Raw genomic sequence first — 25887 nt, 5'->3', positions numbered from 1 at the left:
GTGGCGCACTTCTACCTGGTCGACGACCTGGCCGCCGCCGAGGTCGGCTCGAGCGTCGAGCTGACCGGTTCCGAGGCCCGACACGCGGTCACGGTCAGCCGGGTGCGGGTGGGCGAGCCGCTGACCCTCGGCAACGGACGGGGGCTGGTGGTCCAGGGCGAGGTGTCCGAGGCGGCCCCCGAGCGGCTGGTGCTGCTCGCGACCCGGGTCGTCCGGCACGAACCGCCGACGACGCGGCTGGTCCTCGCCCAGGCGCTGGCCAAGGGCGACCGCGACGAACTCGCCGTGCAGGCCGCGACCGAGCTCGGCGTCGACGAGATCGTCCCGTGGGCCGCGGCGCGCAGCATCTCCCGCTGGGAGGGCCCCAAGGTCGCCAAGGGCCTCACCCGCTGGTCGTCGATCGTGCGCGAGGCGACCAAGCAGTCGATCCGTCCCTGGTCGCCCGAGGTCTCGGGGCTCGCGACGACGCGGCAGCTGGCCGAGCGCGCCTCCCGCGATCTCGTCCTCGTGCTCGAGCCGTCGGCCGAGCAGGCGCTCACGGCGGTCGACCTGACCGCAGGAGGCGCGGTGCCCGGCCGCGTCGTCGTGGTCGTCGGTCCCGAGGGCGGGGTGTCGCCCGCCGAGCTGCACCAGCTCGCCGAGGCGGGTGCCCGCGCCGTGCGCCTCGGGGACGCCGTCCTGCGGACCTCCACGGCCGGGCCCGCCGCGCTGTCCGTGCTGAGCGCGCGACTCGGTCGCTGGTGACCTCGACGCCCCCCGGGGCCGTGTCGGCGGTCGTCGCTACGATGGGCAGCATGTCCGAGACCTCCGACGAGCCCACCGTCTTCAGCCGCATCGTCGCGCGCGAGATCCCCGCCGACATCGTCTTCGAGAGCGACGCGGTCATCGCCTTCCGCGACATCGCGCCCCGGGCACCCGTCCACCTGCTCGTGGTGCCCAAGACCCAGGCGTACCGCGACGTCGTCGAACTCGCCGCGGGCGACCCGGCGTTGCTCGCCGAACTGGTGGCGACCGCCTCCCGGCTCGCGGCCGACCCGGCAGCGTTCGGGGAACACTCCGGGTCCGAGTTCCGTTTGATCTTCAACACCGGCGCATCCGCCGGGCAGACCGTGTTCCACGTGCACGCCCATGTGCTCGGTGGACCCCTGGAGGAAGGCACCCTTGCCCACTAGCGACACGAACGCCACCGGCCCCTCGACACCGACGACGGGTGACGACGTCCGTCGTGTCGACGTGACCGTCGACGGCGTCGCCATGGTCCAGCTCCTGGGCCCGCAAGACCGCCTGCTGCGTGCGGTCGAGAAGCAGTACCCCGACGTGCGCGTGCTCGTCCGCGGCAACGAGGTCACCCTCGAGGGGCCCTCGTCGGCCGTCGGCAGGGCCGAGGGCCTCGTCGACGAGCTCGTCTCGATGGTCCGCGGCGGTCACGACCTCGGCCCGGCCGAGGTCGCGACGTCGGCCCGTCTGCTCGACTCGGGGCAGGGCAGCCCGTCCGAGGTCTTCGGGCAGCCGATCGTCACCAGCCGCGGCAAGGGGGTCCGGGCGAAGACTCGGGGCCAGAAGGACTACGTCGACGCGATCGACCAGCACACCATCACCTTCGGCATCGGCCCGGCCGGCACCGGCAAGACCTACTTGGCGATGGCCAAGGCCGTCCAGGCGTTGCAGCGCCGCGAGGTCCAGCGCATCATCCTGACGCGCCCCGCGGTCGAGGCCGGCGAGCGGTTGGGCTTCCTGCCCGGCACGCTGACCGACAAGATCGATCCGTACCTCCGGCCGCTCTACGACGCCCTGAACGAGATGATGGACCCCGAGATCGTGCCCAAGCTGCTCGCGGCCGGCACCGTCGAGGTCGCCCCTCTCGCGTACATGCGCGGTCGCACCCTCAACGACGCGTTCGTCGTGCTCGACGAGGCGCAGAACACCACGCCCGAGCAGATGAAGATGTTCCTCACCCGTCTCGGATTCGGCTCGCGCATGGTCGTGACGGGCGACGTCACCCAGGTCGACCTGCCCACCGGTGCCAGCGGCCTCCAGCTCGTCACGACGGTGCTCGACGACATCGACGACATCCACTTCGCCCGTCTCACCAGCGACGACGTGGTGCGGCACACGCTCGTGGGCCGCATCGTCGACGCGTACACGACCTACGACGCCGAGCGTCAGGCCCAGCAGCACCGCCGTCTCGAGGCGGCGGACCAGCAGGCCGACGCTCGCGACCGCCTGCCGAAGAAGGGAACCCGGTGAGCATCGAGGTCGCCAACGAATCCGCCGTCGAGGTCGACGAGGCCACGATCCAACGTCTGGCCACCTTCGCGCTCGACCAGATGCACGTGCACCCCGAGGCCGAACTCGCGATCGTGTTCGTCGACGAGGCGGCGATGGAGCAGCTCCACGTCCAGTGGATGGACGAACCCGGTCCGACCGACGTGCTGAGCTTCCCGATGGACGAACTGCGCCCCGGCACCGAAGACGAACCCACGCCGGCCGGCCTGCTCGGCGACATCGTCGTGTGTCCGCAGGTGGCCGTGGCCCAGGCCGCCACGGCCGGGCACAGCCCGCTCGACGAGATGCTGCTCCTCACCTGTCACGGCATCCTGCACCTCCTCGGTTTCGACCACGCCGAACCCGACGACGAGCGTGAGATGTTCGGTCTGCAGCGCGAGATCCTCGCGGCCTTCGCCGCGTCCGACACGAGTCGGTGACGCCGTGATGGTCACGGTCTTCGTCGTCGTGGCGGTCTTCCTGGTGGTCTTCGGCGGCCTCCTGGCCGCCGCCGACTCCGCACTCGGCGTCCTCAGCCGCCAGGACCTCCTCGACGAGGCGGACGACGATCCGCGTCACGCGACGGCGTTGACCGCCATCGCCGCCGACGTCGGGGCGCACGTCAACGCCGTCAACTTCGTGCGCATCCTCGCCGAGACGTCGGCGGCCGTCCTCGTGTCGCTGTCGTTCGCCTTCTCGGTCGAGCCGTGGTGGCTGGCCCTGCTGCTCTCGGCTCTCATCATGACGGTCGTGTCGTTCGTCCTCGTGGGCTCCAGCCCGCGCAGCGTCGGCCGGGCCCACGCCCGCGGCCTCGTGCGTCTGACCTCGGGTCTCGTGCGGTTCGTCCGGGTCGTGCTCGGGCCCCTGGCCGACGCCCTGGTGGCGGTCGGCAACCGGGTGACCCCCGGACGTCCGCGCAGCGCGTCGTTCTCCTCCGAAGAGCAGTTGCTCAGCATGGTCGACGAAGCCACCGAGCTCGACGTCCTCGAGGAGGACGACCGCGAGCTCATCCACTCGATCTTCGAGTTCAGCGACACGGTGGTCCGTGAGGTGATGGTGCCCCGCACCGACATGGTCACCCTCGACGCCACCGCGTCGGTCGGTTCGGCGATGAGCCTCTTCCTCGGTCGGGGCGTGTCGCGGGTCCCGGTCGTCGGTCGCGACTCCGACGACGTCGTCGGGATCGTCTACCTGCGCGACCTCGCCCGGCGGTTGCACGAGCACAGCGGCGACGACTCGGCCCCGGTGACGACGCTCGCCCGCCCGGCCGTCTTCGTGCCCGAGTCCAAGAAGGCCGACGACGCCCTCCGGCAGATGCAGCTCGACAAGAACCATCTCGCGATGGTCGTGGACGAGTACGGCGGCATCGCCGGCCTCGTCACGCTCGAGGACCTCATCGAAGAACTCGTCGGCGACATCAGCGACGAGTACGACCGCGAGGTCGCCCCGCAACGCGAGGTCTCCGCGGGGGTCTTCCGGGTGAGTGCCCGTCTCCCCGTCGACGAGCTCGGCGATCTCTTCGGCCTCGAACTCGACGACGACGACGTGGACTCGGTGGGAGGGCTGCTCACCAAGGTCCTGGGACGCCTGCCCGAGCAGGGCTCGGTCGTCCGCGTGTCGGGCCTCGTCCTCACGGCCGACCGCACCGAGGGGCGTCGGCACGACCTGCAGACCGTGCTCGTCGAGCGCGATCCCGACCTCGCGGACGCCCAGGCCGCGTTCGCCGACGCCGCTCGCGACGACTGAGCGTCCGGTCGTCGCGACCCTCCACCTCCCACCCGTTCCCGCACGTTCACGAAAGGCCCCCATGTCGACCACCGGAGACGACCTCACCCCCTCGGCCGCGCCTCCTCGGGGGTCGACCTACCGCGCGGGGTTCGTCTCGTTCGTCGGGCGGCCCAACGTCGGCAAGTCGACGCTGACCAACGCCCTCGTGGGGCAGAAGGTGGCCATCACCTCGTCGAAGCCGCAGACGACTCGACGAGCGATCCGCGGCATCGTGCACCAGGCGACCGGCCAGCTCGTCCTGGTCGACACCCCGGGCATGCACCGTCCGCGCACGCTGCTCGGCGAGAGGCTCAACGACATCGTCCAGACCACCCTCGGCGACGTCGACGTGATCGGGTTCTGCGTGCCGGCCGACGAGAAGCTCGGGCCGGGGGACCGGTTCATCAACGAGCAGCTCGACCAGTACCCGCGGGCCAAGAAGGTCGCGATCGTCACCAAGACCGACGCCACGTCGCGGCCGGCCGTCGCCGAGCAGTTGCTCGCGGTCAGCCGTCTGCGCGACTGGGAGGCCATCATCCCGCTGTCCGCGGTCAGCGACGTGCAGCTCGACGTCCTCACGGCCGAGCTGATCAAGCTCATGCCGCTGTCACAGCCCCTCTACCCGTCCGATGCGGTCACCGAAGAAGGCCTGACCGACCGGGTGGCCGAGTACGTCCGCGAGGCCGCGCTCGAGGGCGTGCAGGACGAGCTGCCGCACTCGCTCGCGGTGACCATCGACGACATGGTCGAGCGTGACGACAAGGACCTCCTCGAGATCTACGCCAACCTCTTCGTCGAGCGCGACAGCCAGAAGGCCATCGTCATCGGCAAGGGCGGTCAGCGCCTGCGCGAGGTGGGCGAACGTGCCCGCGCGCAGATCGAGCCGCTCGTCGGCAAGCAGGTGTTCCTCTCGATCCGGGTGAAGGTCGCCAAGGACTGGCAGCGCGACCCGAAGCAGCTCGGTCGACTGGGGTTCTGACGCCCCCTCCCGGTCGTCCGGCCCCGTCCCGGGCAGGAGGGTCGTCCTCGTCCCTGCGGATGATCGTGGTGGTCCCGAGGTCGTTCGCGCACGGCGGCCGCCCCGGACGGGCCGCCGTAGGTCGTACGGTGGTCGGGTGATCTTCCGCCGCCTCGCGCCCTACCAGGTCGCCGTCGACCTGTCGGCGGCGTTCCTGCTCGGCGTGGTCGGCCTGGTGTTGTCCGACGGCGTCGTGACGACCCCGTTCGTCGTGCTGGGCATGACGGTCACGTTCGCCCTGCGCCGCCTGTCGCCGGGGCTCGCCCTCACCCTCGCCTGGCTGGTCGCCGCGTCCCAGATGATCACGGGCAGCACGCCCGGTGTCACGAACCTCGCGATCTGCGCGGTGCTGTACTCCACGGCGGCGTACGGGACGAACCGGGTGAAGTGGTCGGGCCTGGTCTCCGTGGGCGTGGGGGCCCTCCTGGGCACCTTCTACCTCTCGTTCGTGCAGCAGAGCCTGTTCGGCGTCGACTACGACATCTATGCGGTGACCGACGTCGTCCGCATCCTCCTGCAGCTGGGGATCAGCCTCCTCGGATTCCTCGCCCTGCTCGGTCTGCCCTGGGCCGGGGGACTGCTGGCCCGGGCGCGATGGTCCGAGCGGCTCAGCCGTGAGGCGCGGCTCATCGCCGAGCGCGAGACCGCTCGGGCAGAGAACGACGCCGCGCGGGCCGAACGCGAGGCCGCCCGGGCCGAGCGGGACATCGCCGTCGAGCAGGAACGCAACCGGATCGCCCGGGACATGCACGACGTCGTCGCCCACTCGCTGGCCGTCGTCATCGCCCAGGCCGACGGGGCCCGGTACGCCGCCCGGGTCGACCCGACCTCGGTCGACGGGGCGCTCACGACGATCGCCACGACGGCGCGGGAGGCCCTCGGCGACGTCCGGGTGCTGCTGGGTCAACTGCGGCACAGCCAGGGCGAGGCGCCCCAGCCCGCCCTCGGCGACCTCGACCGTCTGCTCGACCAGATGCGCGGGTCGGGTCTCACAGTCGACCTGCTCGTGACCGGCGAACCACAGGTCCTCGGGACCAACCGGCAGCTCGCCGTGTTCCGCATCGTGCAGGAGAGCCTGACCAACGTCCTGCGTCACGGTGCCGTCGACCAGCCCGTCGGCCTCCACTTCGACTGGCGCTACGAGGCGTTGCACCTCGTGATCTCCAACGTCGTGCGGCCGCCGACGCGTCCGCTCGACACGTCCGGCGACGAGCGACGGGGCGGCCACGGGCTCGACGGCATGCGGGAGCGCGCCACCCTGGCGGGCGGCTCGCTCACCACCCAGAACGCCGACGGACGCTTCGTCGTCCACGCCATCGTGCCGACCCTGGCACTGACCCAAGAGGTACGCATCCGATGATCGACATGCCCGGCCGTTCGACGGCACCCATCCGCGTCGCCCTGGTCGACGACCAGGCCCTGTTCCGTGCAGGCATCAAGATGCTGGTCGGCTCGCAGCCCGACCTCGAGTTCGTCGGCGAGGCCAGCAACGGCGAGGAGGGCGTGGCGATGGTCGGGCGCACCGCTCCCGACGTCGTCCTCATGGACATCCGCATGCCGGTGATGGACGGCATCGCGGCCACCACCGCCGTCCTGGCGCAGGCCGAGACGGCCTCCCGTCGCCCGCCGCGCATCATCGTGCTGACGACCTTCGACCTCGACGAGGCCGCCACCCGCGCCATCCGGGGAGGCGCGAGCGGCTTCGTCCTCAAGGACGCCGACCCCGAGTTCCTGCTCGCCGCGATCCGCACCGTGCACGCGGGCAACGCCGTCATCGCGGCGTCGGCCACGCGTGAACTCTTCGAGCACTTCGACGGCCGGGCCTCACGCGCCCGGGCCGTGCCCGCGTCGTTCGGCACCCTGACCACCCGGGAACGTGACATCTTCGACCTCGCGGCGCGGGGCCTCAGCAACGCCGAGATCGCGTCGCGGGAGTTCCTCAGCGAGGCGACGGTCAAGACCCACATCAGTCGGGTCCTGTCGAAGTTGTCCCTGCGCGACCGGGTGCAACTGGTGGTCTACGCGTACGAACACGGGCTCGCCGAGTAGTTCGGCTGGAGCGGGCTGCCACGGCCGTCGCCGACGGGGCGCCCCGGTGCGACGTGTCGGTGCCGTGTGGTGGCTGATCACACCTGATGAGGCTGCTGAGACCGGGCGGCACGGCTCGTGTCGAGAGACTCCGAGGCGGCAGAGTGTCACCTGGGTGGCCATCACCCCGATCCTCCGCCGAAAGAAGCTCTCGCATGGACTGGTTGCTGTCGGTTCCGCTCTTGTCCACGACGATGCTGCTGACGGTGGACGTCGTCGCCGCCCTCGTCGCCGTCGGGCTCCTCGTCCGCCCGCGGACCCGACGCACGTGGTGGCGGTGGATCGCCCTCGCGGTCCTGCTCGGGGCCGGCCTCGGCGCCCTCGCGACCTGGTGGCTCGGCGACGTACGCGACGTGCTGGGCCTGTCACCCACCTGGGTGGATCGCCTCTGGGTCGCCGCCGTGGTCGCCGGCGTCGCCGTCGTCGTCGTCAACCTGTTCCGCACCCGGTGGTGGCGGCAGCTCGTGGCCGTCCTGGCCGTCCTGGTCTTCGCCCTGGCCGGGGGCCTCGCCCTGAACCGGGACGGCAGCGTCTACCAGAACCTGTCCCAGGCGCTCGGTCGGGACGAGGTGCCCGCCCTCCCGGCGACCGCCGCCGCGCCTCCCTCCGCGGCGCCCGGCTCGACGGAGTTCGACCCGACCCTCTGGTCGACCTGGAAGGCCCCCGCCGACCTCCCGGCCGTGGGACGGTACGGCAGCGTGGCCATCCCCGGCGCCGTCTCGCACTTCCCCGCCCGTGACGCCGTCGTCTACCTGCCCCCGGCGGCCCTCGTGGCCGACGCCCCCGCCCTTCCCGTGATGATCATGCTCTCGGGACAACCGGCCGAACCGAGTTCGGTGATCACGGCCGGCCACCTCGTCGAGACGCTGGACGCCTTCGCGGCGAAGAACCACGGGCTCGCGCCGATCGTCGTCGTGCCCGACCAGCTGAGCGCCGACGCCCACAACCCGATGTGCGTCGACGGCGCCCTGGGCAACAGCGCCACCTACATCACCACCGATGTGGTCGACTACATGACGAGTCACTTCCACGTCGCCACCGGGCCGCGGGCATGGGCGATCGGTGGGTTCTCGCAGGGGGGCACCTGCTCGATCCAGTTCGCGTCGGCGCGGCCCGACCTGTTCTCGACCTTCATCGACGTGTCGGGTGAGCTAGGCCCCTCGATCGGCGACGAGAAGACCACGATCGACCAGGGCTTCGCCGGGAACCGAGCGGCCTACGAGGCGGCCCAACCGCAGGCGATCATGGCCGCGCACGGGCCCTACGAGGACACCGCGGCGTTCTTCGCCGTCGGTGCCACGGACGGTCGGTACGGCCAGATCATGACCGCGAACTCGGCGGCCGCGGCGAAGGCCGGCATGACGGTGACGCGCTACGTGTCCCCGGGCAGCGGGCACGACTGGACGACCGCGACGAACGGCTTCGCCCACGGCATCGGACAGTTCTACCCGCGCCTCGGCCTGAGTGCGACGGTGCAGACACCGTGAGCGGCGAGCTGGCCGGAGCCGACGCCGGTGCCGGGGCCGACGCCGGCGCCGGCGCACCGACGGTGCCGACGGCCTCCACGACGGCACCCCCCGGGCCGGCGCCCCACGAGCCCGACCCCCACGAGCCGGGGCGTGCGCGCCGGTTCGTGGACGGCGTCGCGACCCGCGTGGTGGCGTTCGTCGGCGGCCGTCCCGTCAGTCTCGCCCTCGCGCTGCTGCTCGTCGTGCTCGCGCTCGCCTCGGGCAGCGTGACGCATGCGCCGAGCGAGCGGCTGCGCGACCTCGTCGGAGCAGGGCTCGACCCCTTCGAGGACCGCACCTCATGGCTGCTCGTCGTCGGCTCGGTGTTCTTCGCCGGCAGTCCCGCGCAGCTCGTCCTGGCCGTGGTCGGCGTGCTCGTCCTCGTGGGCACCGCCGAGCGTCGCATGGGCTGGTCCCGCACGGTGGCCGCCTACCTGGTGACGGCCGTCGTCGCGACCGGGGTCGGCGTGGCGGTGCAGGCCCTGGGGCAGGCGGTCGGCGAGACCTGGGCCCTCGAGGTGGCGGCCGAGTCCACCCTCCACCCGCTCACCCCCGCCCTCGGCACGATCATGACCGCCAGCGCGTTCTCCGGACCCCTCTGGCGACGGCGCATCCGGCTGGTCGGATTCTCGTGCGTGTTCGCCTTCGTGCTCTACGACGGGCACCCGGCCGGTCTCTACGCGCTGATCGGCGCCCTCGTCGGGCTCGCGTTCGGGGTGGTGCTGACCGGTCGCCCCGCCGAACGCGGCTGGTCGCGCAGTTCGCACCACGAGGTACGCCGCCTCGCGTCGACCATCGTCGCGGTGACCGCGCTGGGTCCCGTCCTGACCCTCCTCACCCGCAGCCCGATCGGGGCCCTCTCGCCCCTCGGCATGCTGTTCCGCGACGTCCTCCCCGGGCGATCGCTCTCGGCCGCGTGCGTGGCCGCGGGACAGGGCGCACCGGACCGGCACGCGCCTCCGATCGGAGCCTGCGCGCGCGCCGCGGCCCTCGCCGGCATCGACACCGTCCCGACGGTCCTGCTGAGCCTGCTGCCGCTGGCCGTGCTGCTGCTCTGCGCCTGGTACCTGCGGCGGGGACGTCGCCTCGCCCTCGACGTGGCCGTCGCGGTCAACGGGCTCCTCGCCCTCTTCGCCGGTCTGTACTACGTGGTGCTGCCCGTCACGACCGATCCGGTGGTCGACCAGCCCCGACACGTGGTCGAGAGGGTGGTGCTCGCCGGGCTGGCGGTCGCCGTGCCGGCCGCGGTGGCCCTCGGGCTGTTCCTCCTGCGCCGTCATTTCGGCGTCGGTGCCGAGGGGACGCGACGACCGCGGTTCGCGCTCGTCGTCGTGCTGTCGGGTCTGGTGCTGGCGGTGACGTTCGCCGTCGTCGGGTGGCTGGGGCGCGCCTCCTTCGTCCCGACGATCGAACCGTGGACGTTGCTGCTGGACGTGCCCGAACGCTTCGTGCCGGTCGGGTTCGTCGGGCTCACCCGCATCGGACCGGTGCCGGACGGCGGGCTCGTCCGGGCCGCCTTCGAGTGGGTGGGGCCGGTCTGGTGGCTCGTCGTCCTGGTCGGGCTCGGGGTGGGCGCGACCCGGCCGGGGGACGTCCGTCCCGACGCGGCGCGCACCCAGGTGCGCGACATCGTCCACCGCGGGACCCCCGGCACGCTGTCGCACATGGCCCTCTGGGAGGGCAACCGGTACTGGTTCACGGAGGACGGCCTCGCCGCGGTGGCCTATCGCGTCGTCGCGGGCATCGCGATCACCACGGGCGAGCCGCTCTGCGCGGCCGACCGGCTCCGCGAGGTGACCCGCGAGTTCGCCCGGTGGTGCGACGACCAGGGCCTCACCCCGGTCTTCTACAGCGTGCGCGGCGAGCTCTCGCCCCTCTACGACGAGATGGGGTGGGCGACGCTGCCCGTCGGCGAGGAGACGGTGCTGCACCCGGCCACCTTCGCGATGACGGGCAAGAAGTGGCAGGACGTCCGGTCGAGCATCAACCGTGCGACCAAGAACGGCGTCCGGGCCGAATGGACCCGGTACGCCGACCTCCGTCCCGCCGTCGCCCGCCAGATCGGCGAGATCAGCGAGCAGTGGGTCGCCGAAAAGGACCTGCCCGAGATGGGCTTCACCCTCGGCGGCGTCGACGAGTTGCGCGACCCCGATGTGGCGCTGATGCTCGCCCTCGACGAGGACGACTCGGTCCAGGCCGTGACGAGCTGGCTGCCCTCGTGGCGCGACGGGGTCGTCGTCGGCTGGACGCTCGACTTCATGCGGCGTCGGCCGGACAGCATGAACGGCGTCATGGAGTTCGTCATCGCCTCGTCGGCCCTGGCGATGAAGGAGCAGGGCGTCGAGTTCCTGAGCCTGTCGGCGGCGCCGCTGGCGAGCGGTGCGCCGTCCGACGGGCCGTCGACGCAGACGGAGCGCGTGCTCGCCTTCCTCGGGCGCGTGCTGGAGCCGGCCTACGGGTTCCGGACCCTCCTGGCGTTCAAGAAGAAGTTCCAGCCCGACTTCGTCCCGCTCGTCATGGCGTTCCCCGATCCGGTGCAGCTCCCGGCCATCGGCACGGCGCTCGGCCGCGCCTACCTGCCCGACCTCTCGGTCGGGGCCGTCGTGCGGCTCGTCCGCACGGTGGTCTGATCGGGCGGGGGAGCCGAGGAGGCGCGGTGCCGGCCCGCGACGACCCGCGCCTCCTCGGTCGGTGCTAGCCTCGTCACGTGTTCACCGGCCTGCTCCTCCTTAGCTGCCGCGGCGAGTCCTGACCCAGGCCCCCCTCGTCGCGGAGTTCGTCGTCGGCCGACACCCCCGCGAAGAGCAGCCCCTCGAGGGCGAGAGAGACCACAGGACATGAAGAACGCACAGCAGCCGTCGGCCATGCCGATCCACAAGTACCGGCCTTTCCACGAGCAGATCGCCGTCGACCTGCCCGACCGCACCTGGCCGTCCCAGCGCATCACCGAGGCACCCCGCTGGTGCGCCGTCGATCTGCGCGACGGCAACCAGGCGCTGATCGACCCGATGAGCCCGGAGCGCAAGCGCATCATGTTCGACCTGCTGGTCGGCATGGGCTACAAAGAGATCGAGGTCGGCTTCCCGAGCGCCTCGCAGACCGACTTCGACTTCGTCCGCAGCCTCATCGACGAGGGGGCCATCCCCGACGACGTCACGATCCAGGTGCTGACCCAGGCGCGCGAGCACCTGATCGCCCGCACCTACGAGTCGATCGCCGGCGCCAAGCAGGCCATCGTCCACCTGTACAACTCGACGAGCGTGCTGCAACGGGACGTCGTGTTCCGCACCGACCGGCAGGGCATCGTCGACATCGCCCTCGAGGGCGTCCGCCTGTGCCTCGAGGCCGAGAAGACCATCCCCGAGACGGCCGTGTTCTACGAGTACTCGCCCGAGAGCTACACCGGCACCGAGCTCGACTTCGCGCTCGACATCTGCAACCAGGTGATCGAGGCCTTCGACGCGACGCCCTCGCGACCGGTGATCGTCAACCTGCCGGCGACCGTCGAGATGGCGACCCCCAACGTCTACGCCGACTCGATCGAGTGGATGCACCGTCACCTGGCCCGTCGCGACAGCGTCATCCTGTCGCTGCACCCGCACAACGACCGGGGCACCGGCATCGCGGCCGCCGAGCTGGGCTACCTGGCCGGCGCCGACCGCATCGAGGGCTGCCTCTTCGGCAACGGCGAGCGCACGGGCAACGTCGACCTCGTCGCGCTGGGCATCAACCTGTTCACCCAGGGCATCGACCCGCAGATCGACTTCAGCGACCTCGACATGGTCAAGCGCACCGCCGAGCACTGCAACCAGTTGCCCGTGCACGAGCGCAGCCCCTGGGCCGGCGATCTCGTCTACACGGCGTTCTCCGGTTCGCACCAGGACGCCATCAAGAAGGGTTTCGAGGCCATGGCCGCGACCGCGGCGTCGCGCGGGGTCGACGTCGACGCGCTCGAGTGGGCGGTGCCGTACCTGCCGGTCGACCCCAAAGACCTGGGGCGCAGCTACGAGGCGGTCATCCGCGTCAACTCGCAGTCGGGCAAGGGCGGCGTGGCCTACCTGCTGAAGGCCGACCATGCCATCGACCTGCCGCGCAAGCTGCAGATCGAGTTCAGCGGCGTCGTGCAGTCGCGTACCGACCAGGAGGGGGGCGAGATGACGAGCGCCCACATCTGGTCGATCTTCCAGGACGAGTACCTCCCCGCCGACGAGGCCGACGACAGGTGGGGTCGCTTCGAGTTGACCCGGACGAGCACCGCGAGCGACATGTCGGGCGAGACCGTCCTCGACGTCGACCTGCGGGTCGGCGAGACGGTCGAGTCGACGTCGGCCCGGGGCACGGGGCCCATCGCGGCGTTCATCGCCGTCCTCGCCGAGCAGGGCGTCCAGGTCAAGCTCTACGACTACGTCGAGCACACCCTCAGCGCCTCGGGCGACGCCCAGGCCGCGGCCTACGTCGAGCTCGACGTCGACGGCACCCGGCTCTGGGGAGTCGGCATCGACGCCGACATCTCGACGGCGTCGCTCAAGGCCATCGTCTCGGCGGTGAACCGCGCCATCCGCACGACGACCGACGTGCGCGAGCTCGCGTCGGTCTGACCGTCCCGACCCGACCCGCCCCGCCCGACCCGACCCGCCTCCGGTGCCCTCGCGGTGCCGGGGGCGTCGTCGTGCCGGCTGTCTCGCGCCTGCGGTCGTCGGCAACTCCTGCCTCGTGTAGGGCGCAGGCGCCGATGTGCGGCGTGTCGGGGTGTACTGGCGCAGGGGGCAGGAGTTCCCGACGGGTGCGGGCAACTCCTGCCTGGTGTCGCGCGCGGGTGCGGGGGTGCGGCGTGTCGGGGTGTGCTGGCGCAGGGGGCAGGAGTTCCCGACGGGTGCGGGCAACTCCTGCCCGGTGTCGTGCGGGGGTGCGGGTGTGCGGCGTGTCGGGGTGCGCTGGCGCAGGGGGCAGGAGTTGCCGACGGGGTGCGGCCCGGGCCCGACGAAGGACGACGGGCCCGACGAGGGACGAGCGACGAGGGGCGACGGGCCCGACGAGGGGCGACGTGCCCGGCGACCGGCCCGACGCCGAGCCCGGCGACCGGCCCGACGCCGAGCCCGGCGTCGGGCCCGGCGACGGGCCCGGCGTCGAGACCGGGCGTCGAGACCGGGCAGCCGGACTCAGCGCGGACGACGCCAGCGGGGCAGCCGGCTGAGGGCGCGCTGCTCGGGCAGGGTCCAGCCGAACCGCACCGCCAACATGCGGATGACCAGGGTGATCGACGTGCCCGCGATCGCGGAGACGGCCACGGGTGCGCCGAGCGTCACGGCCACGACCAGCACGACGGTGCCGCCGGCCGCCGCCACGGCGTACAGCGATCCCACGTGCATCATCGCAATGGTGAGGTTCATCAGCAGGTCGCGGAGCACCGAGCCGCCGACGGCCGCGATGACCCCGACGAACACGGCCGGGATCTCGGGCAGTCCGAGCGAGAGCGCCTTGGTCGACCCGATCGCGCCGAGCAGGCCGATGGTCAGCGCGTCGAGCACGGTGATGACCCCGGCTAGCCGGGTGAACACGCGCTGGAGCGCCATGCCGACGATCGCCGCGGCGACGGCGACGAGCAGGTACCAGTTGCTCGACATGGCGCGCGGCACCTCGCCGAGCAGCACGTCGCGCAGCACGCCGCCGCCGAGCCCGGTGGCGATCCCGATGATGGCGATGCCGAGCAGGTCGAGACGGCGGTCCTTGTACTCCGACGCGAACATCGCCCCCTGCAGGCTGCCGATGCCGACGGCCAGGAGGTCCACCCACAGGGGTACGGCGAAGGCTGTGGCGTGCACCTGACGTTTGTACCACGCGTGCGATGCTTGGTCGGTGCCCGTCTACCGTGATGAATGCGTCGTGCTGCGCACCCACAAGCTGGGTGAGGCCGACCGCATCCTCACGATGCTCAGCCGCAACCACGGCAAGATCCGGGCCGTGGCCAAGGGCGTCCGACGGACGGCGTCGAAGTTCGGGGCGCGCCTCGAGCCGATGATGGTCGCCGACCTGCAGCTCTACGAGGGCCGCTCGCTCGACATCGTGCAGCAGGCCGAGTCGCTCGGCTCGTACGGTGCCGTGATCGCGGCCGACTACGAGAGCTACACGGCCGGCAGCGTGATGGTCGAGACGGCCGACAAGCTGACCGAGGCCGAGGCGGGTCTGCAGCAGTACCTCCTGCTCGTCGGGGCCCTCCGCTCGCTCGCACGGCACGAGCACGCCCCCCAGCTCACGCTCGACTCGTACCTCCTGCGTGCGCTCAGCATCGCGGGCTGGTCGCCGAGCTTCGGCGACTGCGCAGTGACCGGTGCCCCCGGGCCGCATTCGGCCTTCGTCGTCCAGCTCGGTGGCGTGGTGGCCGACTCGCACGCGCCTCCCGGCGCTCCGCGCTTGACGCAGGAGGCGCTGGCCCTGTTGGGCGCGCTGCTCACGGGGGACTGGGACCACGCCGAGGACGCACCCGACGCGACCCGCAACCAGGCGAGCGGCGTCGTCGCCGCCTACACGCAGTGGCACCTCGAACGGGGACTGCGATCGCTGCAGCACGTCGACCGGGTGCCCGGAAGAGAGAGACCGTGAAGAAGACCCACCGCGACGCCGCCGACTTCCGCCCCCTCGACTGGACGGGCGTCCACCCGCCCGAGATGCCGCGGGGCGCCGTGCCCGAGCACGTCGCGATCGTGATGGACGGCAACGGCCGCTGGGCGAACGGGCGCGGGCTCACCCGCGTCGAGGGCCACAAGGCCGGCGAGATGTCGCTGCTCGACGTGGTCGCCGGGGCGATCCAGATCGGCGTGAAGCACCTCAGCGTGTACGCGTTCTCGACCGAGAACTGGAAGCGCTCGCCCGACGAGGTGCGCTTCCTGATGGGCTTCAACCGTGACGTGCTGCACCGACGTCGCGACCAGCTGAACGCCTGGGGCGTGCGGGTCCGCTGGGCCGGGCGCAAGCCGCGGCTGTGGGGGTCGGTGATCAAAGAGCTGCAGTTCGCCGAAGAGCTGACCAAGGGCAACGACGTCCTGACGTTGACGATGTGCGTCAACTACGGCGGGCGGACCGAGATCGCCGACGCGGTGCGCTCGATCGCCGACGACGTCGCCGCCGGTCGACTCAAGCCCTCGGCCGTCGGCGAGAAGCTGATCCAGAAGCGGCTGTACGCACCCGAACTGCCCGACGTCGACCTCTTCGTGCGCAGCTCGGGCGAGCAGCGCACGAGCAACTTCCTGCTCTGGCAGTCCGCCTACGCCGAGATGGTGTTCCTCGACCGGCTGTGGCCGGACTTCACCCGGACCGACCTCTGGCAGGCCGTCGAGACCTACGCCTCGCGCACCCGTCGTTTCGGGGGAGCGGTGGACGCCCCCGGCCCGGCCTGACCGGACGCCCGTCAGAACTGGATGTTCGCGCCCAGGAAGATCCGCTCGGCCGGCCAGAGGAACTGCAGGGTCAGCGGTCCGTCGCTCGCCCGGTGGAACCAGGCGTTGGCGAAGACGGTCGACTCGCCCGGCAGCAGGTACCAGTTCGCGCTGTCCGCCGGGAACTTCGACTCGAGCGAGGTCTCGTAGCCCAGCTGGGTCAACAGATCCTGCCCGGCGAAGACGTCCTGTGTGGCGAGGTCGTTGCCGTACGACGAGTAGTCGGCGCTCAGGTCGGTCAGGTCGAGCCGACGCTGCGAGTTGTTCGTCAGCACGTAGGCCGTGACCTCGACGTCGGTGCCCGCGGGGTAGGGGTCGGTGCCGTCGGGGCGGGCGTAGATCGAGGGCGCCGAGGTCGTCAGCTCGCCGACGCCGTAGACGTAGATGGTGAGGTCCTTGTAGTTGACCTGGCCGAGCAGCGTGCCCCCGGGGGCGAGGGCGTCGGGCTGCGACCCCGTGCCGCCGCCGGTGCCGGGAGCCCCGGTGACCTGGGGCTGCGGCGCGCCGGTGGCTCCCGGGCCGGGGGTCGACGCCGATCCGCCCGCACCGGCCGGGGTGAGGTCGTCGAGGCTCGGGAAGCAGCCGGTCAGCCCGACGAGGGCCAGCACCGAGACGGCGATGCCGACGGTCAGTCTTGTGCGCACGACCTGCACCTCTCCTGGTTCGTCGGGCCAGCCTAACCCGGCGCCGTGGACGGCTCGCCCCGTGGCACCGGCACGAGGCCCAGCGCGTCGCCGTCCACCTGCTCGAAGGCGTCGAGGACCGCCCGCACGCTCGGCACGCGGTCGCCGCCACGCCCGTGGACCACGTGCACGACGCGGGCGAGGCCGTCGTCGAGCTCCACCACCCGCACCCCGCGAGGCACGGCGGCGGACACGAGCGAGAGCCCCGGGAGCAGGGCGACGCCGAGGCCCGCCGCGACGAGGCCGAGCACGGCCAGGGCGTTGTCGGTCTCGAGCACGATCTCGGGCTCGAACCCGGACGCGGCGCAGGTCGCGAGCAGGTGGCCCCGGCAGCGGGGGCATCCGCCGATCCACCTCTCGTGCGCCAGGCCGCCGAAGTCGTCGCCTCGCGTGAACGGGTGGGCAGACGGCACGGCGAGCACCGTGCGGTCGACGAAGGAGGCGCGGTGCAGCAACCCGTCGAGGTCGCGTTCGCCCCCGGGGTCGCCCCCGTGACGGAAGGTGACCGCGACGTCCGCCGAGCCGTCGCGCAGTCGTGCCAGCGCCTCCGGGGGTTCCGCCTCGACGTAGTCGACCGTGAGGCCCGGATGCCGGTCGCGCAGGCGCGAGAGCACGTCGGGGACGATCGTCGACGACGCGCTGGGGAACCCGGCCAGGGTGACGTGGCCCGTGGCGACGCCGCCCAGGTCGTCGAGGTCCTGCCGCGCGGCGTCGAGGGCCGCCTGCACGTGGACGGCGTGCGCGGCGAGCCTGTGCCCGGCCTCGGTGAGGGCGACGCCGCGCCCGGCGCGGAGCACGAGCGGTTGCCCGACCTGGCGTTCGGCTCGACGCAACTGCTGGCTGACGGCGGGTTGGCTGTAGCCGAGCAAGGCGGCCGCCGCCGTGATGGTGCCGGTGTCGGCCACGGCACGGACGACGCGCAGGGACGCGAGGTCGAGGTCGTCGGGCACGGACGAATCATAAGCCGCGGTGATGATCGGCCTCAGACACTGGTGGTTGTCCTCCGGTCTCGACGGGGGGAGCCTGAGGACATGACCGTGTCCCGACCCGACCTCTTCGCCCCCGCACCGGGTTATCTGGCCGCCTGCACCATGGGCCTGCCGATGCGGTCCACGATCGAGGCGTCGCGCGCCGACCTCGACCGGTGGTCGTCCGGTCGGGCCGGCCCGGCCGCCTACGGCGCCGTCGTCGAGGAGGCGCGCGCGGCCTTCGCGCGGCTGGCCCGGGTCGGCGTCGACCGCGTGGCCATCGCGTCGCAGACGTCGGCGATGGTCGCCGTCATCGCGGCCTCGGTCCCGGACGGCGCCGAGGTGCTGGTGCCCACGGGCGACTTCAGCTCGATCGTCTACCCCTTCGTGGTGCAGGAGGCGCGGGGCATCCGGGTGCGGAGCGTCCCGCTGGCCGAGCTGGCCGGCTCCGTCGGGCCCGGCACGCACCTCGTGGCCTGGTCGGCCGTCCAGTCCGCCACCGGCGAGGTCGCCGACGACGCCGCCATCGTCGCCGCGGCGGCCCGACACGGGGCGTTGACGCTGTGCGACCTCACGCAGGCGGCCGGCGTGCGGCCCGTCGACGCCTCGCGGTACGACGCCAGCGTCACGCATGCCTACAAGTGGTTGTGCTGCCCGCGAGGGGTGGCGTTCCTCACCGTGGGGGAGCGGCTGCAGGAGGCCATGGTCCCGGCCCAGGCCGGCTGGTACGCGGGAGACGACGTGTGGGCCTCGTGCTACGGCCCCGACATGAGCCTCGCCACGGACGCGCGGGCCTTCGACGTGTCGCCCGCCTGGCAGGCCTGGGCCGGGGCGCTGCCCGCGCTCACGACGTTCGCCGCGCTCGACCCCGACGAGACCTGGGCGCACGCCGCCGGGACGGGCGACGCGCTCTGCTCGCGGCTCGGGATCGAGGCGCAGGGCCGCGCGATCGTGACCTGGGCCGATCCCGACGGACGCGACCAGCGCCTCCTCGGCGACGCCGGTCTCGTGGTCTCGGGGCGCGCCGGTCGCGTCCGCGTGGCCTTCCACCTCTGGAACGACGAGGGCGACGTCGAGGCCGTCGCCGTCGCGCTCGGCCGGTGACGCACCGCCGGTAGAGTTGCCGGGTACCTCGACCGACCGGGCACCCAGCTCGGGCCTCAACTCATCGGAGCATCACACGTGGCAGCACCCAACCGTCTCGATTCCGTCATCGCCCTGGCCAAGCGCCGCGGCTTCGTCTTCCAGTCGGGAGAGATCTACGGCGGTTCGCGCTCGGCTTGGGACTACGGGCCCCTCGGCGTCGCCCTGAAGGAGAACATCAAGCGTCAGTGGTGGCAGACCATGGTGCAGGGCCGCGACGACGTCGTCGGCCTCGACTCGGCGGTCATCCTGCCGCGCCAGGTGTGGGAGGCCTCGGGGCACGTCGAGGTCTTCAGCGACCCGCTGGTCGAGTCGCTGCACACCCACAAGCGCTACCGCGCCGACCACCTGCTCGAGGCGTACGAGGCCAAGCACGGCCACCCGCCCGAGAACGGCCTGGCCGACGTCCGCGACCCCGACACGGGCCAGCCCGGCTCGTGGACCGAACCGCAGAACTTCTCCGGTCTGCTCAAGACCTTCCTCGGCCCGGTCGACAACGAGCAGGGCATGGCGTACCTGCGACCCGAGACCGCGCAGGGCATCTTCACCAACTTCGACAACATCCTGCAGTCGTCGCGCATCAAGCCGCCGTTCGGCATCGGCCAGATCGGCAAGAGCTTCCGCAACGAGATCACGCCCGGCAACTTCATCTTCCGCACGCGCGAGTTCGAGCAGATGGAGATGGAGTTCTTCGTCGAGCCCGGCAGCGACGAAGAGTGGCACCAGTACTGGATCGACCAGCGGTTCCAGTGGTACGTCGACCTCGGCATCGACCCCGAGAACCTGCGCCTCTACGAGCACGCGGCCGAGAAGCTCTCGCACTACTCCAAGCGCACCGTCGACATCGAGTACCGCTTCCGGTTCGCCGGCGGCGAGTTCGGCGAGCTCGAGGGCATCGCGAACCGCACCGACTACGACCTCAAGACCCACGCCGCCGCCTCGGGCAAAGACCTGACCTACTTCGACCAGGCCAAGAACGAGCGCTGGACTCCCTACGTCATCGAGCCCGCGGCCGGTCTCACCCGCTCGCTCATGGCGTTCCTCGTCGACGCCTACACCGAGGACGAGGCGCCGAACGCCAAGGGCGGCGTCGACAAGCGCACCGTGCTGAAGCTCGACCGTCGCCTGGCACCGATCAAGGTGGCCGTGCTGCCGCTCAGCCGCAACGAGCAGCTGTCGCCGATGGCCCGCGGGCTCGCCGCCGACCTCCGCAAGTACTGGAACATCGACTTCGACGACGCGGGCGCCATCGGCCGACGCTACCGCCGCCAGGACGAGATCGGCACGCCGTTCTGCGTCACGGTCGACTTCGACTCGCTCGAGGACGACGCCGTGACCGTGCGCGAGCGCGACACCATGGCCCAGCAGCGCATCCCCCTGGCCGGGCTGCGCGCCTACCTGGCCGAGCAGCTGCTCGGCGCGTAGCCGCCGGGGCGCCTCGCGCCCGCCCCTCCGCGACGGGCCCCGGTCGTGCACGCGTTGCACGACGGGGGCCCGTCCGTCGTCGGCAACTCCTGCCTCCCGCCGCGACCCGCGCCGCCCACGCGGCGTGTCGCTGGCCCACGAGGCACGGGCCCGGAGTTGCCGACCGCCGAGCGCCTCCGCACCCCCTCGTGCAGAGCCCGTTCGCCCTGCACTTCCGCGCTCCGTCGTGCTCAGCCGATTGCCCTGCACCTCCGTGCCCCGCCGTGCTCGGCCGATCGCCCGGGGACTCCGCGCACCCTCGTGCCGCCCCACGCCCGGTCGCGTCGACACGTGCCGCCCTGCGCCTCCGCGCCCGGTTCGTTCGTGGGGCGGTGCGTCGGCAACTCCTGCCTCGTGCCGCGACCCGCGCCGCCCACGTGGCGTGTCGCGGGCCCACGAGGCACGGGGCAGGAGTTGCCGTCGCCCGAGTCGCAGTCCCCGCGACGAGGTCTCGGCCCCAGGGGAGCCACGCGCGGCCACCGTCCCCAAGCCGCCCTCGGCCGCCCCGGGAGAGGGGCACCGCTCGGCACGCTGTCGGCATGACCACGATCGCCGAACTCGTCTCCGATGCCGGTGGCCTGCTGCACAAGCGTGACCTGGTCGCGCTGGGTGCCACGGACCGCCACCTGACCGTCGCCGTGCGCGCCCGCACGGTCCGTCGTCCCCGACGTGGCTGGTACTCGACGTGGCCGCCCCGCGACCCGAGGTTCGTCGCCGTCGCAGTGGGTGGCCGGCTCACCGGGGCAGCTGCCCTGCACCAACTCGGCGCCTGGTCGTGGCGACGCCCGCGGATCACGGTCTCGGTACCCGAGACCGCCTCCCGCCTCCGACGTCGACGGGGCGTCCGGGTGGTCTGGGACCCCGTCGCTCTGGGAGCCCGCGGCTCGACCTGGATGGTGGACCCACGTGACGCCCTCGCCCGCGCGGTCGTCGAGGCGGCATCGCTCGAGGACGCGGTGATCCTGGTCGACTGGGCCCGCAGCATGGGCCTCGTCACCGACGACGAGGACGCCGCCGAGGTCCTCGCCCGGAAGCGTGCCGATGCCGTGGGCCTGGTGGCCTGGAGCGACGGGGGAGCACAGAGCATCCTCGAGTCGGCGGCCGGGACGCGGCTCCGGTTGGCCGGGCACCACGTCGTGCGGCAGGTGCCCGTCGGCACCACGGGCAAGGTCCTCGACATGCTCGTCGACGGCATCGTCGGTCTCGAGACCGACGGTCGCGAGCACCACGAGAGGCGGTTCGACCAGGACCGCCTCAAGGACGCCGACATCGCTCTGGACGGGCTCGTCCCGTTCCGCGCGGGGACGATCATGGTGCGTGACCTGTGGGCTCGCACCTCTGCCGCGATCGACGCCCTGGTGGCCACGGCGGGTGGCCCCACGCCCGGGTCACGTGTCGGCAACTCCTGCACGCCCCGGGTGCTCGGCCCCCGCGGCCGCAGGAACTGGCGGCTCGCCGTACTCGGGCAGCGCACGAGGCAGGAGTTGCCGACAGGGGAGGAGCCGGAGGGGGCGCCTGAGGGGGGCGGAGGGACGGCGCGGGGAATGGCGGGGCACGGCCGAGGGTTGGGCCTGCCGTGACCGCAGACCCAGCCACCCCGTCCGCGACCGTCAAGGTCGACATCTGGTCCGACATCGCCTGCCCGTGGTGCTTCATCGGCAAGCGCAAGTTCGAGGAGGCCGTGCGACGTTTCGACGGCCCCGTCGAGGTCGAGTACCACTCGTTCGAGCTCTCGCCCGACACCCCGGCCGACTTCGAGGGCGACGAGGTCGACTTCCTCTCGAAGCACAAGGGCATGCCCGCCGACCAGGTCCGCGGCATGCTCGACACCGTCGCCGGCATCGCGTCCGAGGTCGGCCTCGCCTACGACTTCGAGCACCTGCAGCACACCAACACGGTCAAGGCGCACGAGCTGCTCCACTTCGCCAAGGCGAACGGGCGTCAGGCCGAGATGAAGGAACGCCTCCTCCACGCCTACTTCGAGGAGGGCCGCCACGTGGGCCGCGTCGACGATCTCGTCACGTTGGCCGCCGAGGTCGGCCTCGACGAGCAAGAGGCGCGCGAAGCTCTCGAGACCGGGCGTCACCTCGACGACGTGCGGTCCGACCAGGCCCAGGCGCAGGCCTTCGGCATCACCGGCGTCCCGTTCTTCGTCCTCGACGGCAAGTACGGCATCTCGGGCGCCCAGGCTCCCGAGACGTTCGTCCAGGCCCTCGAGCAGGTCGCCTCCGAGGTGGCCCGATGAGCGATTCCCGCGAGGCCGGGGCCGGGTCGGGGGCCGGGCTCGCGACGCCGTCCGCGCCGTTGACCATGCTCGGTGCACCGGACGCCGTCGCCTGCGAGGGGGACTCCTGTCTGGTCGTCCCCCCGGTCGCCGAGGGCACGTCCGCGGTCGGGTCCCCGGCCGCCGAGCCCGGGAGGCGCGGCGTCAGTCGCTGACGTCGGCCACGGTCGCGTCGTACGCGGCGACGAGGTCGTCGGCCTCGACGAAGGCGCTGAAGCCGTGGGCTCCGGCACCCAGGGCGACGCGCCTCCCCACGATTCGGGAGTCCGCGACCACGGGCCACGCGGTCGAGCTGCCCAGGGGGGTGATGGTGCCCCGCTCGTATCCGGTGACCTCGAGGGCGACGTCGGCGCTCGGCATCGACAGCTTGTTGACGCCCACGACGGCTCGGAGCTTCGCCCACGAGATCTGTCGGTCGCCCGGCACGAGCGCGAACAGGAACGAGCCGTCGTGTCGCTTGACCACCAGGCTCTTCACGATGTCGGACGGTTGCAGCCCGAGCAGAGCAGCAGCGGCCTCGAGCGAGTCGGCCGCGGGGCGCGCGACGATCTCGACCGCGAGACCGCGCGCAGCGGCGTCTTCCCGCACCCGGTCCGTGCCGTCGAGTGGACCCTGGTCGCCCCCGACGTCCGCGTCGTCCACACCACTCGTCAGCCCGCCGTCGCTCATGGGAGAATCGTAACGATGTCCACCACCACCCTGCCCTCGCGCGGCCTCTCGATCGGACCTATCGACGTGGCCTCGCCCGTCGTGCTCGCCCCCATGGCCGGAATCACCAACACGGCGTACCGCCGCCTCTGTCGCGAGTACGGCGCCGGCCTCTACGTGAGCGAGATGATCACGAGTCGGGCGCTGGTCGAGCGCACGCCCGAGTCGATGCGCCTCATCCAGCACCACGAGTCCGAGACGCCGCGCAGCATCCAGCTCTACGGCGTCGAGCCGAACACGGTGGCCGAGGCGGTCACCATGCTCGTCGCCGAGGACCGCGCCGACCACATCGACCTCAACTTCGGCTGCCCGGTGCCCAAGGTCACGCGCAAGGGCGGCGGCTCGGCCCTCCCCTGGAAGATCGGCCTCTTCCGCGAGATCGTCGAGGGTGCCGTCAAGGCCGCCGGCGACATCCCGCTGACCGTCAAGATGCGCAAGGGCATCGACGACGACCACCTCACCTATCTCGAGGCCGGTCGAGCCGCCCAGGGGGCCGGCGTCGCGAGCATCGCGCTGCACGCCCGCACGGCTGCCGATTTCTACTCGGGCACCGCCGACTGGTCCGCCATCGCCACCCTGAAGCAGACCGTGACCGACGTGCCGGTCCTCGGCAACGGCGACATCTGGTCGGCGGCCGACGCCCTGCGCATGGTCGACGAGACCGGGTGTGACGGCGTCGTCGTGGGTCGCGGCTGCCTCGGTCGGCCGTGGCTGTTCGGCGACCTCGCCGCGGCCTTCCGCGGCGAGGATCTCAAGGCCGAGCCGACGCTCGGCGAGGTGGGACGGGCCTTCCGGCGCCACGCCGAACTCATGGTCGAGTTCTGGTCGGGCGATGAGGGCCGCGCCTGCCGTGACATGCGCAAGCACGTCGCGTGGTACTTCAAGGGCTACCCCGTGGGCGGTGAGGTCCGGGCGGCTCTCGCCCTGGCCGACTCGTTGCAGCAGATCGACGACCTGCTCGCCACGATGGACCCCCACGAGCGGTACCCCGGCGAGGCGGCCGAGGGGCCGCGTGGCCGTGCGGGCAGCCCGAAGCGGCCCGCCCTGCCCGACCGCTGGCTCGAGAGCCGCGAGCTCGACGAGGCCTTCAAGGCCGAGCTCGCCGCGGCCGAGCTGCACCACAGCGGCGGCTAGGCACCCCCTCCCGAGATCCCTTCCCGTCCCGACCGAGAGGCCCCGGTGTCCACCGAAGCCCTGCCGAGCGCCACCCCCGGGTACGACCCCGCCGACTCCGAGCGCTGGGCGCCCGAGCAGCACTCCAACCGGCGCAGCGACTTCGCCCGCGACCGGGCCCGGTTGCTGCACTCGAGCGCGCTCCGGCGCCTGGCGGCCAAGACGCAGGTGCTGAGCCCCACGGCCGGCCTCGACTTCGCCCGCAACCGGCTGACGCACTCGCTCGAGGTGGCACAGGTCGGTCGCGAGCTCGCCACGAGCCTCGGCCTCGACCCCGACGTCGTCGACACGGCCTGCCTCGCGCACGACCTCGGCCACCCGCCGTTCGGGCACAACGGCGAGCGGGCGCTGAACGACTGGTCGACCGACATCGGCGGCTTCGAGGGCAACGCGCAGACCCTGCGACTGCTGACCCGCATCGAGCCGAAGGTCATCGACGCGACGGGACGCAGCTTCGGGCTGAACCTCACCCGTGCCAGCCTCGACGCCAGCTGCAAGTACCCGTGGCCCGCGGCCCAGGGCATCCCCGACCCGGGCGGTCGCATGAAGTTCGGTTTCTACGACGACGACACGGCCGCGTTCGAGTGGTTGCGTCGGGGTGCCCCGCGTCGACGGCGGTGCGTCGAGGCCCAGGTCATGGACCTCAGTGACGACATCGCCTACTCGGTGCACGACTTCGAGGACGCCGTGGTCAACGGCTACGTCGACGTCGCCGCCCTCGGGGCGCGGGTCGACCACGACTCGCTCGTGACGGCCATGCACGAGTGGGTCGGCGGGGAGCTCAGCCGCGACGAGTTGACCGAGGCCTTCGACCGGTTGCAGGCGCTGCCGTTCTGGCTCGAGTCGTACGACGGCAGCCGGTTCGCGCAGGCCCGTCTCAAGAACCTCACGAGCCAGCTGATCGGGCGCTTCGCCGGTTCGGCCACCCAGGCGACCCGTGAGTCCTATCCCGGTGACGCCCTGATGCGCTTCGGCGCGTCGGTGGTCGTCGCCCCGGACGTGATCGGCGAGATCGCCGTGCTCAAGGGCATCGTCGCGGCCTTCGTCATGACGCGGGACAACCGGCAGCCCATCTACCTGCGTCAGCGCGAGGTCCTGACGAGCCTCGCCGACGCCCTGTGGCAGGCGGGCCCGTCAGAACTCGACCGTGGCTTCGCCGCCGACTGGGCCTCGGCGGACGACGACGCCGCGAGGCGTCGGGTCGTCGTCGACCAGGTCGCCTCGCTGACCGACCAGAGCGCCATGGCATGGCACGACCGGCTCACCGCCGGCCGCTGACGGCGGGTCGCCGAGGAGGCGCGGGTCCCGACCGGCCGCACCGCGCCTCCTCGTCCTCCCGCGGCCGACCTCCCGGGTCGGCGTGGTCGGTGGCTCGACCTACAATC

Annotated in this window: 24 protein-coding genes; 20 read left to right on the top strand and 4 right to left on the bottom strand. The window is 72.1% G+C overall.

Annotation, left to right across the window (positions count from 1 at the left end):
• The 11 genes from EDF21_RS02575 to leuA all read left to right on the top strand — a co-directional run bounded on the left by EDF21_RS02575 (position 1) and on the right by leuA (position 13244).
• Entirely contained in the window at positions 1 to 744 is a 744-nt protein-coding gene (locus EDF21_RS02575) for a 16S rRNA (uracil(1498)-N(3))-methyltransferase (RefSeq protein ID WP_123570183.1), read from the top strand.
• A gap of 50 nt (positions 745 to 794) precedes the next feature.
• The gene (locus EDF21_RS02570; protein WP_056047543.1) at positions 795 to 1172 is read left to right on the top strand and encodes a histidine triad nucleotide-binding protein; all 378 of its coding nucleotides are present in this window, start codon (positions 795 to 797) and stop codon (positions 1170 to 1172) included.
• A gap of 82 nt (positions 1173 to 1254) precedes the next feature.
• The gene (locus EDF21_RS02565; RefSeq protein ID WP_216844210.1) at positions 1255 to 2247 is read left to right on the top strand and encodes a PhoH family protein; all 993 of its coding nucleotides are present in this window, start codon (positions 1255 to 1257) and stop codon (positions 2245 to 2247) included.
• Positions 2244 to 2705, top strand: a complete 462-nt coding sequence (gene ybeY / locus EDF21_RS02560; protein ID WP_056045671.1) for an rRNA maturation RNase YbeY — start codon at positions 2244 to 2246, stop codon at positions 2703 to 2705. The genes EDF21_RS02565 and ybeY overlap by 4 nt, the downstream gene beginning before the upstream one ends.
• A 7-nt stretch (positions 2706 to 2712) precedes the next feature.
• A complete protein-coding gene (locus tag EDF21_RS02555) occupies positions 2713 to 4011 on the top strand; it encodes a hemolysin family protein (RefSeq protein ID WP_052505052.1) in 1299 nt (432 codons plus the stop codon).
• 61 nt (positions 4012 to 4072) lie between these two features.
• Positions 4073 to 5011: a GTPase Era gene (gene era, locus EDF21_RS02550; RefSeq protein WP_056045670.1), complete on the top strand. Its 939-nt coding sequence runs from the start codon at positions 4073 to 4075 to the stop codon at positions 5009 to 5011.
• 136 nt (positions 5012 to 5147) lie between these two features.
• Positions 5148 to 6410: a sensor histidine kinase gene (locus tag EDF21_RS02545; RefSeq protein ID WP_123570181.1), complete on the top strand. Its 1263-nt coding sequence runs from the start codon at positions 5148 to 5150 to the stop codon at positions 6408 to 6410.
• Positions 6407 to 7099: a response regulator transcription factor gene (locus tag EDF21_RS02540; RefSeq protein ID WP_369794374.1), complete on the top strand. Its 693-nt coding sequence runs from the start codon at positions 6407 to 6409 to the stop codon at positions 7097 to 7099. The genes EDF21_RS02545 and EDF21_RS02540 overlap by 4 nt, the downstream gene beginning before the upstream one ends.
• A gap of 194 nt (positions 7100 to 7293) precedes the next feature.
• Positions 7294 to 8625 carry an esterase family protein gene (locus EDF21_RS02535; protein ID WP_158612836.1) on the top strand — a complete coding sequence of 444 codons (1332 nt, stop codon included), beginning with the start codon at positions 7294 to 7296 and terminating at the stop codon, positions 8623 to 8625.
• Positions 8622 to 11276, top strand: a complete 2655-nt coding sequence (locus EDF21_RS02530) for a bifunctional lysylphosphatidylglycerol flippase/synthetase MprF (protein ID WP_123570179.1) — start codon at positions 8622 to 8624, stop codon at positions 11274 to 11276. Before EDF21_RS02535 ends, EDF21_RS02530 begins: the two co-directional genes overlap by 4 nt.
• Positions 11277 to 11483: 207 nt before the next feature.
• Positions 11484 to 13244 carry a 2-isopropylmalate synthase gene (leuA, locus tag EDF21_RS02525; protein WP_123570178.1) on the top strand — a complete coding sequence of 587 codons (1761 nt, stop codon included), beginning with the start codon at positions 11484 to 11486 and terminating at the stop codon, positions 13242 to 13244.
• A 561-nt stretch (positions 13245 to 13805) separates the two neighbouring features.
• Here leuA and EDF21_RS02515 read toward each other — a convergent pair.
• Positions 13806 to 14468, bottom strand: coding sequence for a trimeric intracellular cation channel family protein (locus tag EDF21_RS02515; RefSeq protein WP_056045653.1), 663 nt, complete (start codon positions 14466 to 14468; stop codon positions 13806 to 13808).
• Positions 14469 to 14502: 34 nt separating this feature from the next.
• On the opposite strand from EDF21_RS02515, the gene recO reads away from it, so the two are divergent.
• Positions 14503 to 15246 (top strand): DNA repair protein RecO, encoded by a 744-nt coding sequence (gene recO / locus EDF21_RS02510; RefSeq protein WP_123570177.1) that lies wholly within the window; start codon positions 14503 to 14505, stop codon positions 15244 to 15246.
• Positions 15243 to 16040 (top strand): isoprenyl transferase, encoded by a 798-nt coding sequence (locus EDF21_RS02505; RefSeq protein WP_233568331.1) that lies wholly within the window; start codon positions 15243 to 15245, stop codon positions 16038 to 16040. Before recO ends, EDF21_RS02505 begins: the two co-directional genes overlap by 4 nt.
• An 11-nt stretch (positions 16041 to 16051) precedes the next feature.
• On the opposite strand, the gene EDF21_RS02500 is transcribed toward EDF21_RS02505, so the two are convergent.
• Complete coding sequence (locus EDF21_RS02500) at positions 16052 to 16723, bottom strand: hypothetical protein (protein WP_148053616.1); 672 nt, start codon at positions 16721 to 16723, stop codon at positions 16052 to 16054.
• Positions 16724 to 16755: 32 nt separating this feature from the next.
• Entirely contained in the window at positions 16756 to 17712 is a 957-nt protein-coding gene (locus EDF21_RS02495) for a LysR family transcriptional regulator (RefSeq protein WP_233568330.1), read from the bottom strand.
• An 81-nt stretch (positions 17713 to 17793) separates the two neighbouring features.
• Here EDF21_RS02495 and EDF21_RS02490 point away from each other — a divergent pair, with 81 nt between their 5' ends.
• From EDF21_RS02490 to EDF21_RS02470, 5 genes are all read left to right on the top strand, one after another.
• Entirely contained in the window at positions 17794 to 18834 is a 1041-nt protein-coding gene (locus EDF21_RS02490) for an aminotransferase class V-fold PLP-dependent enzyme (RefSeq protein ID WP_123570789.1), read from the top strand.
• Positions 18835 to 18912: 78 nt separating this feature from the next.
• Positions 18913 to 20298: a glycine--tRNA ligase gene (locus EDF21_RS02485; RefSeq protein WP_056045637.1), complete on the top strand. Its 1386-nt coding sequence runs from the start codon at positions 18913 to 18915 to the stop codon at positions 20296 to 20298.
• Between the two features lie 578 nt (positions 20299 to 20876).
• Entirely contained in the window at positions 20877 to 21917 is a 1041-nt protein-coding gene (locus EDF21_RS02480; RefSeq protein WP_123570176.1) for a glycyl-tRNA synthetase, read from the top strand.
• Complete coding sequence (locus tag EDF21_RS02475; RefSeq protein WP_123570175.1) at positions 21914 to 22582, top strand: DsbA family protein; 669 nt, start codon at positions 21914 to 21916, stop codon at positions 22580 to 22582. The genes EDF21_RS02480 and EDF21_RS02475 overlap by 4 nt, the downstream gene beginning before the upstream one ends.
• The gene (locus EDF21_RS02470) at positions 22579 to 22776 is read left to right on the top strand and encodes a hypothetical protein (protein ID WP_123570174.1); all 198 of its coding nucleotides are present in this window, start codon (positions 22579 to 22581) and stop codon (positions 22774 to 22776) included. Before EDF21_RS02475 ends, EDF21_RS02470 begins: the two co-directional genes overlap by 4 nt.
• On the opposite strand, the gene EDF21_RS02465 is transcribed toward EDF21_RS02470, so the two are convergent.
• The gene (locus EDF21_RS02465) at positions 22766 to 23290 is read right to left on the bottom strand and encodes an aminoacyl-tRNA deacylase (RefSeq protein WP_123570173.1); all 525 of its coding nucleotides are present in this window, start codon (positions 23288 to 23290) and stop codon (positions 22766 to 22768) included. The two genes, EDF21_RS02470 and EDF21_RS02465, sit on opposite strands and share 11 nt — an antisense overlap.
• 15 nt (positions 23291 to 23305) lie before the next feature.
• On the opposite strand from EDF21_RS02465, the gene dusB reads away from it, so the two are divergent.
• Together dusB and EDF21_RS02455 are read left to right on the top strand one after the other, a co-directional pair.
• Complete coding sequence (gene dusB / locus EDF21_RS02460; RefSeq protein ID WP_123570172.1) at positions 23306 to 24463, top strand: tRNA dihydrouridine synthase DusB; 1158 nt, start codon at positions 23306 to 23308, stop codon at positions 24461 to 24463.
• Between the two features lie 45 nt (positions 24464 to 24508).
• Positions 24509 to 25780, top strand: a complete 1272-nt coding sequence (locus EDF21_RS02455) for a deoxyguanosinetriphosphate triphosphohydrolase (RefSeq protein ID WP_082460243.1) — start codon at positions 24509 to 24511, stop codon at positions 25778 to 25780.
• The last annotated feature ends 107 nt before the right edge of the window (positions 25781 to 25887 follow it).

The sequence above is a fragment of the Frigoribacterium sp. PhB118 genome (assembly GCF_003751725.1).
Classification (GTDB): domain Bacteria; phylum Actinomycetota; class Actinomycetes; order Actinomycetales; family Microbacteriaceae; genus Frigoribacterium.
Note: the sequence above shows the minus strand (reverse complement) of the source record. Positions and strands in the feature narration are given on the sequence as shown.

What these genes read in the sequence shown, in the direction of transcription:
- EDF21_RS02540 (WP_369794374.1), top strand. Translation starts at nt 6,407, where the DNA reads ATGATCGACATGCCCGGCCGTTCGACGGCACCCATCCGCGTCGCCCTG.
- EDF21_RS02570 (WP_056047543.1), top strand. Translation starts at nt 795, where the DNA reads ATGTCCGAGACCTCCGACGAGCCCACCGTCTTCAGCCGCATCGTCGCG.
- dusB (WP_123570172.1), top strand. Translation starts at nt 23,306, where the DNA reads ATGTCCACCACCACCCTGCCCTCGCGCGGCCTCTCGATCGGACCTATC.
- EDF21_RS02465 (WP_123570173.1), bottom strand. Translation starts at nt 23,290, where the DNA reads ATGAGCGACGGCGGGCTGACGAGTGGTGTGGACGACGCGGACGTCGGG.
- EDF21_RS02490 (WP_123570789.1), top strand. Translation starts at nt 17,794, where the DNA reads ATGACCGTGTCCCGACCCGACCTCTTCGCCCCCGCACCGGGTTATCTG.
- EDF21_RS02555 (WP_052505052.1), top strand. Translation starts at nt 2,713, where the DNA reads ATGGTCACGGTCTTCGTCGTCGTGGCGGTCTTCCTGGTGGTCTTCGGC.
- EDF21_RS02470 (WP_123570174.1), top strand. Translation starts at nt 22,579, where the DNA reads ATGAGCGATTCCCGCGAGGCCGGGGCCGGGTCGGGGGCCGGGCTCGCG.
- EDF21_RS02535 (WP_158612836.1), top strand. Translation starts at nt 7,294, where the DNA reads ATGGACTGGTTGCTGTCGGTTCCGCTCTTGTCCACGACGATGCTGCTG.
- EDF21_RS02565 (WP_216844210.1), top strand. Translation starts at nt 1,255, where the DNA reads ATGGTCCAGCTCCTGGGCCCGCAAGACCGCCTGCTGCGTGCGGTCGAG.
- leuA (WP_123570178.1), top strand. Translation starts at nt 11,484, where the DNA reads ATGAAGAACGCACAGCAGCCGTCGGCCATGCCGATCCACAAGTACCGG.
- EDF21_RS02480 (WP_123570176.1), top strand. Translation starts at nt 20,877, where the DNA reads ATGACCACGATCGCCGAACTCGTCTCCGATGCCGGTGGCCTGCTGCAC.
- era (WP_056045670.1), top strand. Translation starts at nt 4,073, where the DNA reads ATGTCGACCACCGGAGACGACCTCACCCCCTCGGCCGCGCCTCCTCGG.